At 70.4% G+C, this 16289-nt stretch carries 14 protein-coding genes and 1 riboswitch; of the genes, 9 read left to right on the forward strand and 5 right to left on the reverse strand.

Annotated elements, in window-relative coordinates; genetic code table 11:
* Nucleotides 1–209 precede the first annotated feature (209 nt).
* Nucleotides 210–3665 carry a chromosome segregation SMC family protein gene (locus tag T8T21_RS10160; RefSeq protein WP_322335504.1) on the reverse strand — a complete coding sequence of 1152 codons (3456 nt, stop codon included), beginning with the start codon at nt 3663–3665 and terminating at the stop codon, nt 210–212.
* Between the two features lie 151 nt (nt 3666–3816).
* Nucleotides 3817–4038, forward strand: a riboswitch (cobalamin riboswitch).
* A gap of 34 nt (nt 4039–4072) precedes the next feature.
* Between T8T21_RS10160 and T8T21_RS10165 the strand changes: the two genes are divergently transcribed.
* The gene (locus T8T21_RS10165; RefSeq protein ID WP_183470622.1) at nt 4073–4243 is read left to right on the forward strand and encodes a CbtB domain-containing protein; all 171 of its coding nucleotides are present in this window, start codon (nt 4073–4075) and stop codon (nt 4241–4243) included.
* 10 nt (nt 4244–4253) lie between these two features.
* Entirely contained in the window at nt 4254–4940 is a 687-nt protein-coding gene (locus T8T21_RS10170) for a CbtA family protein (RefSeq protein ID WP_322335505.1), read from the forward strand.
* Here T8T21_RS10170 and T8T21_RS10175 read toward each other — a convergent pair.
* A complete protein-coding gene (locus tag T8T21_RS10175; protein ID WP_322335506.1) occupies nt 4937–5266 on the reverse strand; it encodes a DUF1636 family protein in 330 nt (109 codons plus the stop codon). The two genes, T8T21_RS10170 and T8T21_RS10175, sit on opposite strands and share 4 nt — an antisense overlap.
* Before the next feature lie 45 nt (nt 5267–5311).
* Here T8T21_RS10175 and cobW point away from each other — a divergent pair, with 45 nt between their 5' ends.
* On the forward strand, nt 5312–6376 hold the full coding sequence (cobW, locus tag T8T21_RS10180; RefSeq protein ID WP_322335507.1) for a cobalamin biosynthesis protein CobW: 1065 nt from the start codon (nt 5312–5314) through the stop codon (nt 6374–6376).
* Nucleotides 6373–6825: a GNAT family N-acetyltransferase gene (locus T8T21_RS10185; RefSeq protein ID WP_322335508.1), complete on the forward strand. Its 453-nt coding sequence runs from the start codon at nt 6373–6375 to the stop codon at nt 6823–6825. Before cobW ends, T8T21_RS10185 begins: the two co-directional genes overlap by 4 nt.
* A gap of 2 nt (nt 6826–6827) precedes the next feature.
* On the opposite strand, the gene T8T21_RS10190 is transcribed toward T8T21_RS10185, so the two are convergent.
* The gene (locus T8T21_RS10190) at nt 6828–7010 is read right to left on the reverse strand and encodes a hypothetical protein (protein ID WP_183470612.1); all 183 of its coding nucleotides are present in this window, start codon (nt 7008–7010) and stop codon (nt 6828–6830) included.
* 78 nt (nt 7011–7088) lie between these two features.
* Here T8T21_RS10190 and cobN point away from each other — a divergent pair, with 78 nt between their 5' ends.
* Genes cobN through cobO form a run of 5 tightly spaced genes read left to right on the forward strand, consistent with a single transcriptional unit; the run spans nt 7089 to nt 13146 of the window.
* Nucleotides 7089–10760, forward strand: a complete 3672-nt coding sequence (cobN, locus tag T8T21_RS10195; RefSeq protein WP_322335509.1) for a cobaltochelatase subunit CobN — start codon at nt 7089–7091, stop codon at nt 10758–10760.
* Nucleotides 10757–11344, forward strand: coding sequence for a nucleotidyltransferase family protein (locus tag T8T21_RS10200; RefSeq protein ID WP_322335510.1), 588 nt, complete (start codon nt 10757–10759; stop codon nt 11342–11344). The genes cobN and T8T21_RS10200 overlap by 4 nt, the downstream gene beginning before the upstream one ends.
* A 51-nt stretch (nt 11345–11395) precedes the next feature.
* Nucleotides 11396–11746, forward strand: coding sequence for a CidA/LrgA family protein (locus T8T21_RS10205; RefSeq protein WP_322335511.1), 351 nt, complete (start codon nt 11396–11398; stop codon nt 11744–11746).
* The gene (locus T8T21_RS10210; RefSeq protein WP_322335512.1) at nt 11743–12480 is read left to right on the forward strand and encodes an LrgB family protein; all 738 of its coding nucleotides are present in this window, start codon (nt 11743–11745) and stop codon (nt 12478–12480) included. The genes T8T21_RS10205 and T8T21_RS10210 overlap by 4 nt, the downstream gene beginning before the upstream one ends.
* A gap of 57 nt (nt 12481–12537) precedes the next feature.
* Nucleotides 12538–13146 carry a cob(I)yrinic acid a,c-diamide adenosyltransferase gene (cobO, locus tag T8T21_RS10215; protein WP_322335513.1) on the forward strand — a complete coding sequence of 203 codons (609 nt, stop codon included), beginning with the start codon at nt 12538–12540 and terminating at the stop codon, nt 13144–13146.
* An 18-nt stretch (nt 13147–13164) separates the two neighbouring features.
* On the opposite strand, the gene T8T21_RS10220 is transcribed toward cobO, so the two are convergent.
* Together T8T21_RS10220 and T8T21_RS10225 are read right to left on the reverse strand one after the other, a co-directional pair.
* Nucleotides 13165–14541, reverse strand: coding sequence for an HWE histidine kinase domain-containing protein (locus T8T21_RS10220; protein ID WP_322335514.1), 1377 nt, complete (start codon nt 14539–14541; stop codon nt 13165–13167).
* A 102-nt stretch (nt 14542–14643) separates the two neighbouring features.
* Nucleotides 14644–16269 (reverse strand): thiamine pyrophosphate-binding protein, encoded by a 1626-nt coding sequence (locus T8T21_RS10225; RefSeq protein ID WP_322335515.1) that lies wholly within the window; start codon nt 16267–16269, stop codon nt 14644–14646.
* Between the last annotated feature and the right edge of the window lie 20 nt (nt 16270–16289).

Below are 16289 nucleotides of genomic sequence, written 5' to 3' on the forward strand. Positions count from 1 at the left end.
GACCCAGAGACGGACGACGCTCACCAGCAGTGTTGCCACCGCGACGACCACCATCCACTTACGGTAGCGGGCTTCGGTCAATACATATCACCTCCCCTCGCCGCGATGTGTCGCGGCAGGGGGAAGTCTTGCCAAATGCGGGTTATTTTCTCAAGCGTTCTCTTTGCGTTCCGCCATCACGAGATGCTTCGCTCCGGAAAGATTGCGCCTCAGGCGACCATCTGCTCGGCCTTGCGCAGATCGACCGAAACCAGCTGGCTCACCCCCTGCTCGCCCATGGTGACGCCATAGAGACGGTCCATCCGGGCCATCGTCACCGCGTGGTGGGTGATGATCAGGAACCGCGTGTCGGTGCGGCGGGTCATCTCGTCCAGCAGATCGCAGAAACGGGTCACGTTGGCGTCGTCGAGCGGCGCGTCGACCTCATCGAGCACGCAGATCGGCGCCGGGTTGGCGAGGAACACCGCGAAGATGAGCGCCAGCGCGGTCAGCGTCTGTTCGCCGCCCGACAGCAGCGAGAGCACGCTGAGCTTCTTGCCCGGCGGCTGGCACAGGATCTCGAGCCCGGCCTCGAGCGGGTCGTCGCTCTCGACCAAGGTGAGCCGCGCTTCTCCGCCGCCGAAGAGATGGGTGAACAGCGTGCCGAAATTCTCGTTCACCTGGTCAAAGGCCGCGAGAAGGCGCTCGCGCCCTTCTCGGTTGAGGCTGCCGATGCCTTGGCGCAGCGTGCGGATCGCCTCTTCGAGATCGGCCTTTTCGCTGACCAGCCCGTCATGCTCGGCGCGGATCGCCTCGGCATCCTCTTCGGCGCGCAGGTTGACCGAGCCCAGCGCATCACGTTGGCGCCGCAGCTGCGCGACCTTGGCCTCGACCTCCTCGGCGGGCGGCGGCGCGAGCGCGCCGATCTCCAGCGTCTCAAACAGCGCCTCGGGGGTAGTTTCCAACGTCTCGGTGATCCGCTCGGCAGCCTGGGTCACCGCCTGCCGCGCGGCCTCGGCCCGCGCCTCGGAGGCGGCGCGGCGCTCGCGCGCTTCCGACGCGGCGCGTTCGGCCGCCCGCTCGGCGGCCTGTGCATCGGCCAGCGCGCCCTCGGCCGCGCGCAGCGCCTCGGTGGCGGCGTCGCGGCGCGCTTCGGCCTGCGCGATGTCGGCGTCGAGCTTGCGGCGTTCGGCGAAGATCGCATCCGGCCGGGCACTGGCGCGCTCCAGTTCGGCCTCGGTCTCGGACCGCCGCGCGGTCAGCTCGGCCATCCGGCCGCGCGCCGTCTCGGCCCGCTGGCGCCAGCCGTCGAGCTCGCGCGCCACTGCCTCGGCGCGGCGCGTCCGCGCCTCGCCGGTCCGACGGATCTCGTCCGCCTCGGAACGGCGGGTGATCATGGTGATCCGCGCGGCCTCGACGAGCTGGCGCCCCTGCTCGACCCGCGCCCGCGCGGCGTCGAGATCGTCGAGATCGCGCAACCCGGCCTCGGCCTCGACCAGCGCCTCGCGCCCTGCCCGACCCTCAGCCTCGTGGCGCGCCATCGCCTCGGCGGCGGCGTCGCGGCGGGATTCGGCCCGGCCTTTCTCCCCCTCGGCACGGCTGAGCGCGCGCGCGGCTTCCGACAGTGCGGTCTCGGCGGCGCGGCGCGCGGCGCGGGCGGCGGCATCGGTCTCGCGGGCCTGTTCGAGCGCGGCCGCGGCGTCGGCATGGGCGTCGACCAGCTCCTCGAGCCGGGCCTCGACCACCTCCAACTCGCCGCGCAGTGCCGCCAGCCGGTTCATCTGCTCCAGCCTCAGCGCCGCCGCCGAGGGGGCATCCTCGGCCCCGGCGCGATAGCCGTCCCAGCGCCACAGGTCGCCTTCGCGGCTTACCAGCCGCTGACCGGGCTTCAGGCGGCCCTGCAGCGCCGCGCCTTCGTCGCGCGTCACCACGCCGACCTGCGCGAGCCTGCGGCCCAGAAGTCCCGGGGCGTGCACGGCGTGCGCCAGCGGCGCGGTGCCCTCGGGCAGCGGCTGATCGGCGTCGTAGCCGGGCAGCTCGGCCCAACCGGTCGCGCCGCGTGCATCCACCACCGGTGCCTTCAGCTCGTCGCCCAGCGCCGCGCCCAGCGCCTTCTCGAAGCCCGGCTCGACCTTGAGCATGTCCAGAAGCTGCGTGCCCTCGCTGCCGCTGCGCTCGACCAGCCGGGCGAGACCGGCAACCTCGGCGCGCAGCGCCTTGGCCTCGCCTTCGACGCCAGAACGCGCAGCACGCGTCTCCGCCTCGGCCGATTGTGCCTCGGCGCGGGCGGTCTCGGCTTGGGCAAGGTCGCGCTCGGCGGCCTCGGCAGCCTCTCTCGCGGCCCGCTCCGCCTCGGCGGCCCGGCCCAGCGCCGCACCGGCCTGCGTCGCCGCCGTGCCGGCCTGATCGAGCTGCGCCTTGGCCTCGCTTGCGGCTTCGGCACTCTTGGCGATGCGCGCGCGGGCCTCGGCCACCATGCGCTGCGCCGACTGGTGCCGGGCCGAAAGCCGGGCGGTGTCCTCGGTGCGCTGGCCCTGGGCGCGCTCCGCCTCGGACAGGATCTCGCCCGCCTCAAGCGCGGCCTCCTCGGCTTGGGCGAGCCGCGCCTCGTGGCCCTGGCCGGCCTGCGCCAGCTCGGCGGCCTCGGCCTCCAGCGCGCCCATCGTCTCGCCGGCGTCACGGTCGAGCACGCCTTCGCGCTCCATGTCGCGGTCGATCTGTTCGATCCGCGCGCCGAGCGCGCGGATCGCGCCGCGCGCGCGCTTTTCCTGGTCGAGCAGCCGGTCGCGTTCGGCCTCCTGGCGGTTCAGGACGGCATTGGCCACCGTCGCCTCCTCGCGCAGCGGCGGCAGCGCCGCCTCGGCTTCGGCACGCACAGCGACCGACTTGCCCGCCTGGGCATCGGCGCGGGCGGCGGCCTGTGCGAGCTCGCGCAGTTCCTCCTCGGCGGCGCGGCGCATCGTCTCGGAGGCGTTCCAGCGCAACCAGAGCAGCAGCCCCTCGGCCGCGCGCAGCGCCGTGCCGATCTCGCGGTAGCGTGCCGCCGTGCGGGCCTGCCGCGCCAGGGTCGCGAGCTGCGCCGCCTGGCTTTCGACGACGTCGTCGACGCGGGCGAGGTTCGCCTCGGCGCCGCGCAGCTTCAGCTCGGCCTCGTGACGGCGCTGGTAGAGACCGGAGATGCCCGCCGCCTCTTCGAGGATGCGGCGCCTGGCCGTCGGCTTGGCATTGATCAGTTCGGCGATCTGCCCCTGCCGGACCAGCGCCGGCGACTGCGAACCGGTCGAAGCGTCGGCGAAGAGCATCTGCACGTCGCGGGCGCGCACTTCCTTGCCGTTGAGCCGGTAGGCCGACCCGATGTCGCGGGTGATCCGGCGCACGATCTCGAGCGTGTCGGCATCGTTGAAGGCGGCCGGTGCCAACCGCTCGGCATTGTCGATCGAGAGCGTGACCTCGGCATGGTTGCGCGCGGGCCGGGTGGCGGCACCGGCAAAGATCACGTCCTCCATGCCGCCCCCGCGCATCGCGGTGGGGCGGTTCTCGCCCATCACCCAGCGCAGCGCCTCCAGCAGGTTCGACTTGCCGCAGCCATTCGGACCGACCACGCCGGTGAGCCCGTCATCGATCACCAGATCGGTCGGGTCGACGAAGCTCTTGAAGCCGTTCAGCCGCAGCCGGGAGAATCGCATGACGCCGCCCTCATTCGCGCTCGTGGTCGCGGCGCTATGCGGGAAAGGCGGCCGCGAAGTCAACGCGCGCGGCCCTTGGCGCGCAGGGTTCCGCCGCGTTTGCCCCGGCGAAGGCCCTCACCTTGACGCTTGACGCGACGGGGTGCGGGCGCGCAAAACGGGGGAGCAAGGTTCCCCGATGCGGCGCGAAGCGCCCGAGGGGAGGAAATCGGGAATGCGGAAGGGGCCGATCCAGTCAGGAGGCCCCCTGCCGCAGCCGCCCCCGCGACTGTGAGCGGTGAGCGTCCCTCCGTAGCCACTGGGCAAAGCCCGGGAAGGTGGAGGGATGCCGCGACCCGCGAGCCAGGAGACCGGCCTGCATGACGAAACCCATGACCCCGTCGGGTGGACGGGACAGGAGATTTGATATGACGACCAAGACCATCGCTTCCTCGGGCGCGCTTTCCGACATCGCCACCATCGCCTTTGCTGCCGTGCTCGGCCTCGGGCTGATCTTCGCCGCGGGCTTCAGCCACGCCGGCGGCATGCATGACGTGGCCCATGATTCGCGCCACGCCACCGGCTTCCCCTGCCACTGATCGCATCGACATGCTGAAACAGATCGGGGCCAGCGCGTTGTTCGCTGGCCTGGCCGCAGGCGTGCTCGCCGCACTTCTGCAGCTGTGGTTCGTCGTGCCCCTCCTGCTGGAAGCCGAACTCTACGAGACCGGCGCGCGGGCGCATTTCACCGATGGCTATGTCGGCTCCGACGCAGGCGCGCCGCCGCTGGGCGACGCGCTCGGGCGGCACATGGGCACGCTCGCCATCAACATCGTGGGCTGGATCGGCTTCGGCTTCGTGCTAGCGGCAGGCTTCGCGCTCGCGGCCCGGCGAGGTGTCGCGGTCGATGCGCGGCGCGGCCTCTTGTGGGGGCTGGGCGGTTTCACGGCCGTGGCGCTGGCGCCGAGCTTCGGGCTGCCGCCCGAGCTTCCCGGCACCGTCGCCGCCGAGATCACCGAGCGCCAGACCTGGTGGGCCTTCACCGTGGTCGCGACGGCGCTGGGGCTCGCCCTGATGGCCTTTGGCCGTGGCACTGCCTGGCTCGCGGGCGGGATCGCGTTGATCGCCGCGCCGCATCTGATCGGCGCGCCGCATCTCGATCGATACTTCGGCGCCGCCGCGCCGGAACTGGCAGCGCTGTTCTCGACCCGCGCGCTGGGCGTCTCGGCGGCCGCATGGGCCTTTCTCGGGCTGGCGGCCGGTTGGATCTGGTCGCGCGAGGCGCAGCGGGCCTAGCCCGGGATGCGCCCGATCAGGCAATGTCGGAGCTGCCCCAGCGGCCGCGCATCCGCGATGTCGCCGGACTCGGTCTCGGCATAGAGATCGGCAAGCTTTCGGATCTCGGCCGCCTGCGTGGCCGGATCCACCCCCGCGAAGAGATAGGCCGTCTTGCCATGGCCCCGGATCGACAGGGCGACGGGCGAATGGCAGACATTCAGGCAATCGACGAGCCGCAGCTCGACCCCCTCGCGCAGCCCGACGCGCACCGCATCGGCCAGAGCCCCTCCGCTGGGCGCCATGCCCGGCGCGGCGCAGGTCGCGCAGATCGTGATGCGGTCCATGTCCACCCCCGGCGTCGTCACGCCGACCAGTAACGGAAGAACCCGATGCCCGCCAAGATCCCCGCTACCGTCGTCACCGGCTTTCTCGGCGCCGGAAAGACCACACTGATCCGTCATCTACTCGAGAACGCCAAGGGCAAGCGCATCGCGCTCGTGATCAATGAGTTCGGCGATCTCGGCGTCGATGGCGGCATCCTCAAGGGATGCGGCATCGAGAACTGCCGCGACGAGGACGTGGTCGAGCTGTCGAATGGCTGCATCTGCTGCACCGTGGCCGACGACTTCATCCCGACCATGGAGAAGCTGCTCGACCGCGACGAGCCGGTCGACCACATCGTGATCGAGACCTCCGGCCTCGCGCTGCCGCAGCCGCTCATCCGCGCCTTCAACTGGCCCGGCATCTCGACCCGCGTCACCGTCGACGGCGTCGTCACCGTGGTCGACGGGGAGGCGGTGGCCGAGGGTCGGTTCGCCCATGACGTCGCCGCGGTCGACGCCCAGCGCGCCGCCGATGACGGCCTCGACCACGAAACGCCGCTCTCGGAGCTGTTCGAGGACCAGATCGCCGCCGCCGACATGATCGTGGTCAACAAGACCGACCTGCTGGAGCCTGCCGAGGCCGAGGCGCTGGCCGCCAAGCTGAAGGCGGAGGCCCGCGAGGGCGTGCAGGTGGTGCGTGCCACGATGGGCGCGCTTCCCGTCGAAGTGCTGCTGGGTCAGGGCGCGGCCGCCGAGGCCGACATGGAGGCGCGCCACGAGGTGCATCATCACCACGATCACGACGACGAGGATGACGATCATCACGACGCCGCGCATCACCATGGCCATGACGAGTTCGAGAGCTTCGTCGTCACCCGGCCGGAGGTGAGCGATCCGAAGGCCTTCGCCGCGCAGGTCGCCAAGGTGATCCGCGCGCATGACATCCTGCGCCTCAAGGGCTTCGTCGCGGTGGCGGGCAAACCGATGCGGCTGACGCTGCAGGCGGTGGGCCCCCGCGTCGACACGCATTTCGACCGGCCCTTCGGTAGTGACCCGCGTGAGACGCGGCTCGTGGTGATCGGCGAGGCGGGGCTGGACCGCGCGGCGATCGAGGCCGCGCTGGCGGCATGAGCGTCGAGGTGAAGCGGGCGCGCGCGACCGATCCCGGTCCGCGCGCGCTGATCGAGGCGAGCCAGGCGCTGATGCGCTCTCTCTACCCGCCGGAGGAAAACCACTTCCTGGCCATAGAAGCCCTTGAGGCCGCCGATATCCGCTTCTTCGCGGCCTATGACGGCGACACGCCGCTGGGCTGCGGCGCGCTTCACGTGAAACCGGAATACGGCGAGCTGAAATCGGTCTTCGTGGCCGAGGCGGCGCGCGGACGCGGGATCGGCGCGGCCCTACTCGACCGGTTGGAACGGGCCGCGCGCGAAGAGGCGCTGCCGCTGATCCGGCTGGAGACGGGCGACAGGCTGGCCGCCGCCCATCGTCTCTATGCAAGGCATGGCTTCGCCGTACGGGGCCCGTTCGGCGATTATGTCGAGAACGGGTCGAGCGTCTTCATGGAGAAGCGGCTGTGACCTCAGCCCTTGGGGTCGGGCGCTTTCCCGGCCGCCTTCTTCGCGGCGTCCTTCATGCGCTTAAGCAGCTCGGCCTTGTCGTCACGCTTGTCATAGGGGGTCTTCGCGGTGCCGCGCTCGTTGTGCTCGCGGTGCTTGGGCGCGTTGCGGCCCTGACGCGGCCCGCCCGACTTGCTGTAATCCATCATCCGCTCCTGTAACTGGGGGGTGCCGTTCCCTGCCCCAACGCGCGGGGCTTCGCAAGCGTTCACGAAAGGGCCGCCATGCATCTTCTCGCCGCCACGCCGGGCACCGTCTCCGACGGCACCGAGGCCGTCGATCTCGGCCAGACGCCCGGCGATCTCGTCGTCATCTCCGCCGCCGACACCGAACTCGCCGCGCTGAGCGCGGCGCGGGCGCAGATGACGGACGCGCCGGAGCTGCGGCTGGCGAGCCTGATGCACCTGCAGCACCCGATGTCGGTCGACCTGCATCTCGACGACTGCGCCACCGGATCCCGCCTCGTCGTGGCCCGGGTTCTGGGCGGCTCCGGCTACTGGAAATACGGCCTCGTACAATACGCAGCGCGGCTCGCCGAGGCGGGCGTGCCCTTCGTCGCCCTGCCGGGCGACGACAAGCCCGACCCCGAGCTGCGCGAATTGTCGACCGTGAGACCTGCGGATTACGACGCGCTCTGGGCCTATCTCGTGGAGGGCGGCCCCGAGAACGCGCGCGCCTTCCTCGGCTATGCGAAACACATGCTCGACGGCACCGAACCGCCACAGGCCGCCCGCCCGCTGCTGCGCGCCGGGCTCTACTGGCCCGGCCTGGGTATCGCCGATCTGGAAAAGCTCCGGGACGCATGGACAGACGGCGCCCCGGTGGTGCCGGTCGTCTTCTACCGCGCTTTGCTGCAGGGCGGTCAGCTCGCGCCGATCGACCGGCTGGTGCGCGCGCTGCTGCGACAGGGCCTGAACCCGCTGCCGCTCTTCGTGGCATCGCTCAAGGACCCGGTCTCGCGCGACACGCTGGCCGGGCTGATGGAGGTGGCCCCACCCTCGGTGATCCTGAATGCCACCAGCTTTGCGACCGGTGGCGCCACGGCCTCGGAGGATGGCGCGCCGAACCCGCTGGCAGCACCCGAGGCCAACGGCGCCCCGGTGTTCCAGATCGTTCTGGCCTCGAGCAGCGAGGAGAGTTGGGAAGAGGGGCTGGCCGGCCTGTCCGCCCGCGACATCGCCATGAACGTGGCCTTGCCCGAGGTCGACGGCCGCATCCTGAGCCGCGCCATCGGCTTCAAGGGCGAGGCCTTCTTCGACGAGGTCACGCAATGTCGCGTCGCCACCTGGCAACCGCGCGCCGACCGGATCAGCTTCGTGGCCGAGCTGGCCGCGCGCTGGGCGCGGCTGCGCGAGACGCCAGCCACTGCGCGCAAGGTGGCGCTGGTTCTCGCCAACTACCCCAACAAGGACGGACGGCTGGCCAATGGCGTCGGTCTCGACACCCCTGCCGCCACGGTCCACGCGCTCAAGCTGATGCAAGGCGCGGGCTACACGGTTGCGGATCTGCCCGAGGACGCGCAGGCGCTGATGGACCGGCTGATGGCGGGCCCGACCAACTGGCTCACCGACCGCGCCGCGCGCGAAGGCGGCGAGGTGCTGCCGCTGGAGGAATACGAGCGGTATTTCGGCGACCTCCCCTGGGCCGCCAAGAGCCAGATCCTCGACCGCTGGGGCCCGCCGGGCGACGACCCCTTCCTGACCGCCGAGGGCTTTGCCCTTTCGCTGCACCGCTTCGGCAACGCCGTGGTCGGCCTGCAGCCGGCGCGCGGCTACAATATCGACCCGACCGAGACCTACCACTCGCCCGACCTCGTGCCACCGCATCACTACCTCGCCTTCCATTTCTGGCTGCGGCATCGCTGGGGCGCGGACGCGGTGGTTCACATGGGCAAGCATGGCAACCTCGAATGGCTGCCGGGCAAGGCGGTGGCGCTCTCCGAGACCTGCTGGCCCGAGATCGCGCTGGGCGCTACGCCGCATCTCTATCCCTTCATCGTCAACGATCCCGGCGAGGGCACGCAGGCCAAGCGGCGCGCGCAGGCGGTGGTGATCGACCACCTGACGCCACCGCTGACCCGCGCCGAGAGCTATGGCCCGCTGCGCGATCTCGAGGCGCTGGTGGATGAATATTACGAGGCGGCGGGCGTCGATCCACGCCGCATCACCCATCTGCGGCGCGAGATCCTGAGCCTTGCCGAGGCTACGGGGCTCGCTTCGGATGCGGGCTTTTCGGGCCAGGCCGACACCGACCTCGCCAAGCTCGATGCCTTCCTGTGTGAGCTGAAGGAGGCGCAGATCCGCGACGGGCTGCATGTCTTCGGCCAGTCCCCCGAGGGGCGTCAGGAGCGCGATCTGGCCATCGCGCTGGCGCGGGTGCCACGCGGCACGCATCCGGGCGGCGCGTCGCTGCTGCGGGCGCTGGCCGGTGACCTGTCACTGGACTTCGACCCGCTCGATTGCGACATGGCCGCAAGCTGGACCGGCCCGCGCCCCGAGACGCTCTCCGGCGAAGGCAGCTGGCGCAGCCATGGCGACACGGTGGAGCGACTGGAGGAGCTGTGCCAGCGGCTGCTCGACGGCAGGTCCCCTTCCCCCGGCCCCGCCTCGGCTGCCGTTCTGGACGAGATCGAGACCAGGCTCCGCCCCGCCATCGCCGCTTGCGGCCCGGCCGAGGGCCGGGGCCTGCTGACCGGGCTCGATGGCCGCGCCGTGGCACCGGGCCCTTCGGGCGCGCCGACGCGCGGTCGGCCCGACGTGCTGCCGACCGGGCGCAACTTCTACTCCGTGGATGCGCGCGCCGTGCCGACACCCACCGCCTGGGCGCTGGGCTGGAAATCCGCGAACCTGCTGATCGAAAAGCACCTGCAGGATCACGGCGACTGGCCGCGCGCGATGCTGGTCACCGCCTGGGGCACCGCTAACATGCGCACCGGCGGCGACGACATCGCGCAGGCGCTTGCGCTTATGGGGGTGAAGCCCACATGGGACAGCGCCAACCGCCGCGTAACCGGCTTCGAGGTGCTGCCCGAGGGCGTGCTCGGCCGCCCCCGCGTCGACGTGACCCTGCGCATCTCGGGCTTCTTCCGCGACGCCTTTCCGCAGCTCGTGGCGCTGGTCGACAGCGCGGCCCGCGCCGTGCAGGCGCTCGACGAGCCCGAGGAGACCAACCCCGCCGCGGCCCGCATTCGCGCGGGCGAAAGCCCCGCCCGGGTCTATGGCTCCAAGCCGGGCGCCTATGGCGCGGGGCTGCAGGCGCTGATCGACGAGCGCATCTGGAACGACCGCGCAGATCTCGGTGCCGCCTATCTCGACTGGGGCGGCTATGCCTATGGCGCGGGTCAGGAGGGCGAAGCCGACCGCGCGGGCTTTGCCGCAAGGCTGGGTCAGGTCGAGGCGATCGTCCAGAACCAGGACAACCGCGAGCACGACATCCTCGATTCGGACGACTACTACCAGTTCGAGGGCGGCGCCGCGGCGGCGGTGGCATCGCTTCAGGGACGCGAACGCCCGATCTATCACAACGACCATTCCCGCCCCGAGCGACCGGTGATCCGCAGCCTCGACGAGGAGATCGCCCGCGTCGTCCGTTCTCGCGTGGTGAACCCCAAATGGATCGATGGCGTGAAGCGGCACGGCTACAAGGGCGCCTTCGAGATCGCGGCGACCGTCGACTACCTCTTTGCCTTCGCGGCCACCACGCGGGCGGTGAAGAACCATCATTTCGACCTTGTCGAAGAGGCGGTACTGGCCGACGAGGACACGCGCGACTTCATCGCCGAGCACAACCCGCCCGCGTTGAAGGAGATCGCCGAACGGCTGCAGGAGGCGATCGATCGCGGACTGTGGCAGCCGCGCTCTAACTCGGCCCGCGCCCGGATCGAGGCGCTGCGGTGAGCGAGGCGCTTCAGGAACGGCTGGTCGGGATCATCCGCGCTACGCCGGAGCTCATGGCCGCCTTCCGTGCGGGCCGCGCGCTCGACCTGCCCGATTGGTGGATCGTCTCGGGCGCGCTCTACGGCGCGGTGTGGAACGCGCTCACCGGGCGCTCGGCGCTGCACGGGGTCAAGGATATCGACCTGTTCTATTTCGACCCTGATACCAGCTGGGCGGCCGAGGACCGCGTGATCCGTCGCGCCGCGCCGCTCTTCGCCCCAGCCCCGCCGGTCGAGATCCGCAACCAGGCCCGCGTGCCGCTATGGTATCGCGACCATTTCGGCCATGCCTGTCCCGACTATGCCAACAGCCGCGAGGGGATCGACCATTTCGCGTCGCGCACCCATTGTCTTGGCATGCGGCTGCGCGCCGATGACGGCTTCGACATCTATGCGCCCCATGGCCTCGAGGACATCTTCGCGATGCGACTGGTGCCGAACCCGATCCTGCCCAATCGCGCGACCCATGAGGCGAAGGCAGCGCGGCAGAAGTCCTGCTGGCCGGAACTGACGGTCGAGCCGTGGCCCGAAGGCCCGCACGCTTGACGGGGCGCCTCGCGGCTCCAGAGTGAGGGCACCCAAGCGCCCGGAGGCCCCATGATCGTCAACCTCGTCGTCCTGCTCGCCTGCCAGCTCGTGGGAGAGGTCGCGGCAAGGGGCCTCGGCCTGCCGGTCCCGGGCCCGGTCATCGGCATGGCGCTGCTGTTCGCGGCGCTGATCCTGCGTCCGAAGCTGGCCGAGCGGATCGCCCCGACGACCTCCGGGCTGCTGTCGCACCTGTCGCTGCTCTTCGTGCCGGCGGGCGTCGGCGTGGTCGGCCATCTCGACACGCTGGGCCAGCATGGCGTGGCGCTGATCGCGGCGCTGCTTCTATCGACCATCGCGGCGATCATGGCCGGCGTCTATGTCTTCCTCGCGGTAGCGCGGCTGACCGGAGTTTCGGAATGACCCCCGCCGATCCGGCCGAGATCTGGACCTATCTGCGCCAGGATCCGCTGCTGTGGCTCACCGCGACGCTGGTCGCCTACAGCCTCGGCGATCTCGCCTTTCGTCGCGCCGGGCGAAAGCCGCTGGTGAACCCGGTGCTGGTGGCGGTGGCGCTCTTGGCGGTGCTGCTGCGGCTCACCGGCACGCCCTATCAGAACTACTTCGAGGGCGCGCAATTCGTGCATTTCATGCTCGGGCCGGCCACCGTGGCGCTCGCCGTGCCGCTTTATGCCAATCTGCGGCTGATCCGCTCGGCTTTCTGGCCGATGCTGACGGCGCTGGCGGCGGGGTCGGTGACGGCGCTGGTCACGGCGGTCGGCATCGGCGCCGCCTTCGGGCTGAGGGGCGAGACGCTGCTGTCGCTGGCGCCGAAATCGGTGACCGCGCCGGTGGCCCTCGGCGTATCCGAGACGATCGGCGGCGCGCCCAACCTGACGGCGGTGCTGGTGATCATCACCGGCATCACCGGCGCGGTCGTGGCGACGCCGCTCTTGAACCTGTTCCGCATCCGCGACTGGCGCGCGCGCGGCCTCGCGGTCGGTGTCGCGGCGCATGGCATCGGCACGGCGCGGGCGTTTCAGGTCAACGAGACGGCGGGCGCTTTCGCGGGCATCGGCATGGGGCTGAACGCGCTACTGACGGCGTTGATCGCGCCGCTGCTGGCGCCATGGCTGGTCGCGCTTCTCGCCGGCTGACGGGTTGCGCGCCGCGCCCGGGCGGCGCAGTCTGGCGGCCCGAAGAGGAGCCATGCCATGACCGACGATACCGACCGCCACGCCGCCAAGATGGCCAAGAAGAAGGCCGCGCGCGACAAGATCATGGCCACGAAGACCGACGAAAAGGGCCTGGTCATCGTCCATACCGGCAAGGGCAAGGGCAAGTCGTCGGCCGCTTTCGGCATGATCTTCCGCTGCATCGCCCACGAGATGCCCTGCGCGGTGGTGCAGTTCATCAAGGGCGGGATGTCCACCGGCGAGCGTGACCTGATCCTGTCGCGCTTCTCCGATGTCTGCCAGTTCCACACCATGGGCGAAGGCTTCACCTGGGAGACCCAGGACCGCACCCGCGACACCGAGATGGCCCAGGCCGCCTGGGAGAAGGCCAAGGAGCTGATCCGCGACCCCGAGATCCGCATGGTACTGCTCGACGAGATCAACATCGCGCTGCGCTACGAGTATCTCGACATCGAGGAGGTGGTGGCCTTCCTGCGCGAGGAGAAGCCCGAGATGACGCATGTCGTGCTAACCGGCCGCAACGCGCATGAGGACCTGATCGAGGCGGCCGATCTCGTCACCGAGATGGAGTTGATGAAGCACCCCTTCCGCTCGGGCATCAAGGCGCAAAGAGGGGTCGAGTTCTGACCCCTCCCGCGATCCGGCTCAGTCAGGCCGCTCGATCAGCCGCTTCAGCTCGGCCACGACGCGATCCTCGCTGACCGGCTTGGAAAGCACCTGCGCGCGCGGGAACTCCTGCTTGAGCTCCTCGCCGTCGACATTGCCGGTGACGAAGAGCAACGGCACGCCGAGTGCCGCGAGGTCGCGGGCCAGCGGCAGGCTCGAATCGCTGCCCAACCGCACGTCGAGCACCGCCGCGTCGGGCCGGCTCGACACCGCGCGGCGCGCGTCGTCTAGCTTCGTGAACGGCCCCTCGACCAGCGCGCCCTGCTCGCCCAGCGCCATCTCCAGCGAGATCGCGATCAGGAACTCGTCCTCGACCACCATCACCCGCCGTCCGGCGAGGCGGGCCTCGCCCTGGGTCGCGCGCTCGCTCTCGGCGGCGTCCTGGCCGACCGGCAGCTCGATCGTGCAGACCACGCCCTCTTCGGCGAAATCGACCCGGACCTCGCCCTCCTCGGCGCGCAGGATCGAGCGCAGCAGAGTCGAGCCGAAGCCGGACCGCTCGGGCGCCGTCACCCTTGGCCCGCCACTCTCGCGCCAGACGACGCGGGCACGGCCCGGGGCCAGTCGGCTCACCTCGACCGACACGCGGCCGGTCTCGTTGCTGAGCGCCCCGTACTTGATGGCGTTGGTGGTCAGTTCGTAGAGCGCCAGCGACAGGCTTTCGGCGATCTTGGGCTCCAGCGTCGCGCCGGTGGCACCGCTCATCGAGAACCGGTCCGGCTCGGGAGCGAAGGGCGACATCGCGCTGTCGACCACGTCCGAGACCCTGAGCGCGCTGTCGGAGAGCTGCACGGTCAGCGCATGGCTGCGCGACAGCGCTTCCATCCGACCCAGCAGGCTGCGCTCCAGATCCGTCACCGACTCCGCGCGGCGCGCCGACATGCGCACCATGCCCTGCAGCACGGAGAGCATGTTGCGCGTGCGATGGTTGAGCTCCGAGGTCAGCAGGCGCAGCCGCTCCTCGGCTTCCTTGCTCTCGGTGATGTCGATCACATGGCCGATGATCCGCACATGGCCGGTCTCGGGATCGCTTAGGTGCCGACCATGCGCGGCGATCCAGCGCACCACGCCATCGGCGCGCAGGATACGGCAATCGAAGGACCAGCTGGTCCGGTCGCGCAATGCCGCGCCGAAGGTCGCAGCAACCTTTTCGCGGTCATCCTCGACGACATGGTTCAGGAAATCGTCATAGCTCCAGGACGGCAGAAGGGTCTCGTAGCCGAAGATCCGGTCGTGCCGCAGACTTCGCCAGGCCCGTCCGGTGGTCGTGTCGAGACTCCACAGCCCGATCTCGCCTACCGCGAGCACCAGCTCCAGATGATCCGCCTCACCGTCCAGTTCCGTCAGCTCTGTCATTCGGTCCAACTGCTTATCCAAGATACTGAGCTATATGTTCGCCTCATCGGTTTGAACAGCCACGACAGTCGCAGCCATGTTTTGTGCGCGAGCGTACGGGCTTCATTCCAGATCCCGCCCGGTCGAGAGCGCCGCCGGGTCCAGCCGCAATTCGATCACCGCGAGGCGACCGGACGTACGGGCCCGCTCGAAGGCCTGCGCGAAGTCCTCGTCGCGCTCGACCGTTTCACCATGCCCGCCATAGGCCCGCGCCAAAGCGGCGAAATCCGGATTGGCAAGGTCGGTGCCCGAGACCCGGCCCGGATAGTGCCGTTCCTGATGCATGCGGATCGTGCCGTAGCGGCCGTTATTGGCGACGATCACGATCGGCGCGGCACCGTGCTGGATGGCGGTCGACATCTCGTTGAGCGTCATCTGGAAACAGCCATCCCCGGCGAGGCAGACCACTGCGCGGTCCGGATGCGCGAGCGAGGCCGCGATCGCGGCGGGAAAGCCGTAGCCCATCGAGCCCGAGGTCGGCGCAAGCTGTGTGCCGGGCTGCTTGAAGCGGAAGTAGCGATGCAGCCAACCGGCGTAATTGCCCGCCCCGTTGGTGAGGATCGCGTCCTCGGGCAGATTCTCCGACAGCCAGCCGACCACGCTCTCCAACCGGACCGCGCCGGGCGTCTCGCGCGGGGTGAGCCAGCTCTCATAGCCCAGGCGCGCCGCGCCGACCCAGTCCGACCTGTCGGGACCGGCCGGCTCCTGCGCTGCCAGCGCCGCCACCATCTCGGGCGCCCGCGCCGTGACGGCGATCTCCGGCCGCCAGATCCGGCCGATCTCGTCCGCATCGGCATGGACGTGGATCAGCGCCTTGTCGTGCCCGGCGGGGTCGATCAGCGAAAACCCTTGTGTCTCGATGTCACCCAGCCGCGAGCCGAGCACCAGCAGCGCGTCCGAAGCGCGCACCCGCTCGGCCAGCGCCGGGTTGATGCCGACATTCAGGTCGCCCGCGTAATGCGGATGCCGGTTGTCCATGTAGTCCTGCCGCCGGAATCCCGCCGCCACCGGCAGGCCCTGCGCCTGCGCGAAACGCGCGAGATCGGCGGCGGCTTCTGTCGACCAGTGCGGCCCGCCGACCACGACGAGCGGGCGTTCGGCCCGGCTTAGCCTCTCGACGATCCGCGCCGCCGCCGCCGACAGGTCAGGGGCCAGCCGCTCGGGAGCGGGAGAGAGATCGCGCGCCTCGGCGCTGCCCGACAGCACGTCCTCGGGCAGCGCCAGCACCACCGGGCCGGGGCGGCCCGACATCGCCACCTCGAAGGCGCGGCCGACATATTCGGGGATCCGCGCGGTGTCGTCGATTTCAGCCACCCATTTCGCCAGCGGGGCGAACATGGCGCGGTAATCGACCTCCTGGAACGCCTCGCGGTCGCGGTCCGCGCGGGCGATCTGGCCGACGAAGAGCACCATCGGCGTGCTGTCCTGACGGGCGACATGCACGCCGGCGCTGGCATTGGTCGCGCCCGGGCCACGGGTGACGAAGGCGACGCCGGGCCGCCTGGTCAGCTTGCCATGCGCCTCGGCCATCATCGCGGCGCCCCCTTCCTGGCGGCAGACCACGTTGGCAATCTCGGCGTCGTGCAAGCCGTCGAGCACCGCCAGAAAGCTCTCGCCCGGGACCGAGAACACCCGCTCCACCCCGAGCCGGACCAGTTGATCCACCAGAATCTTTCCACCGTGCCGCATCTTCATCTCCTCCGATCCCG

The organism is Limimaricola variabilis (genome assembly GCF_034371605.1).
Taxonomy (GTDB): domain Bacteria; phylum Pseudomonadota; class Alphaproteobacteria; order Rhodobacterales; family Rhodobacteraceae; genus Limimaricola; species Limimaricola variabilis.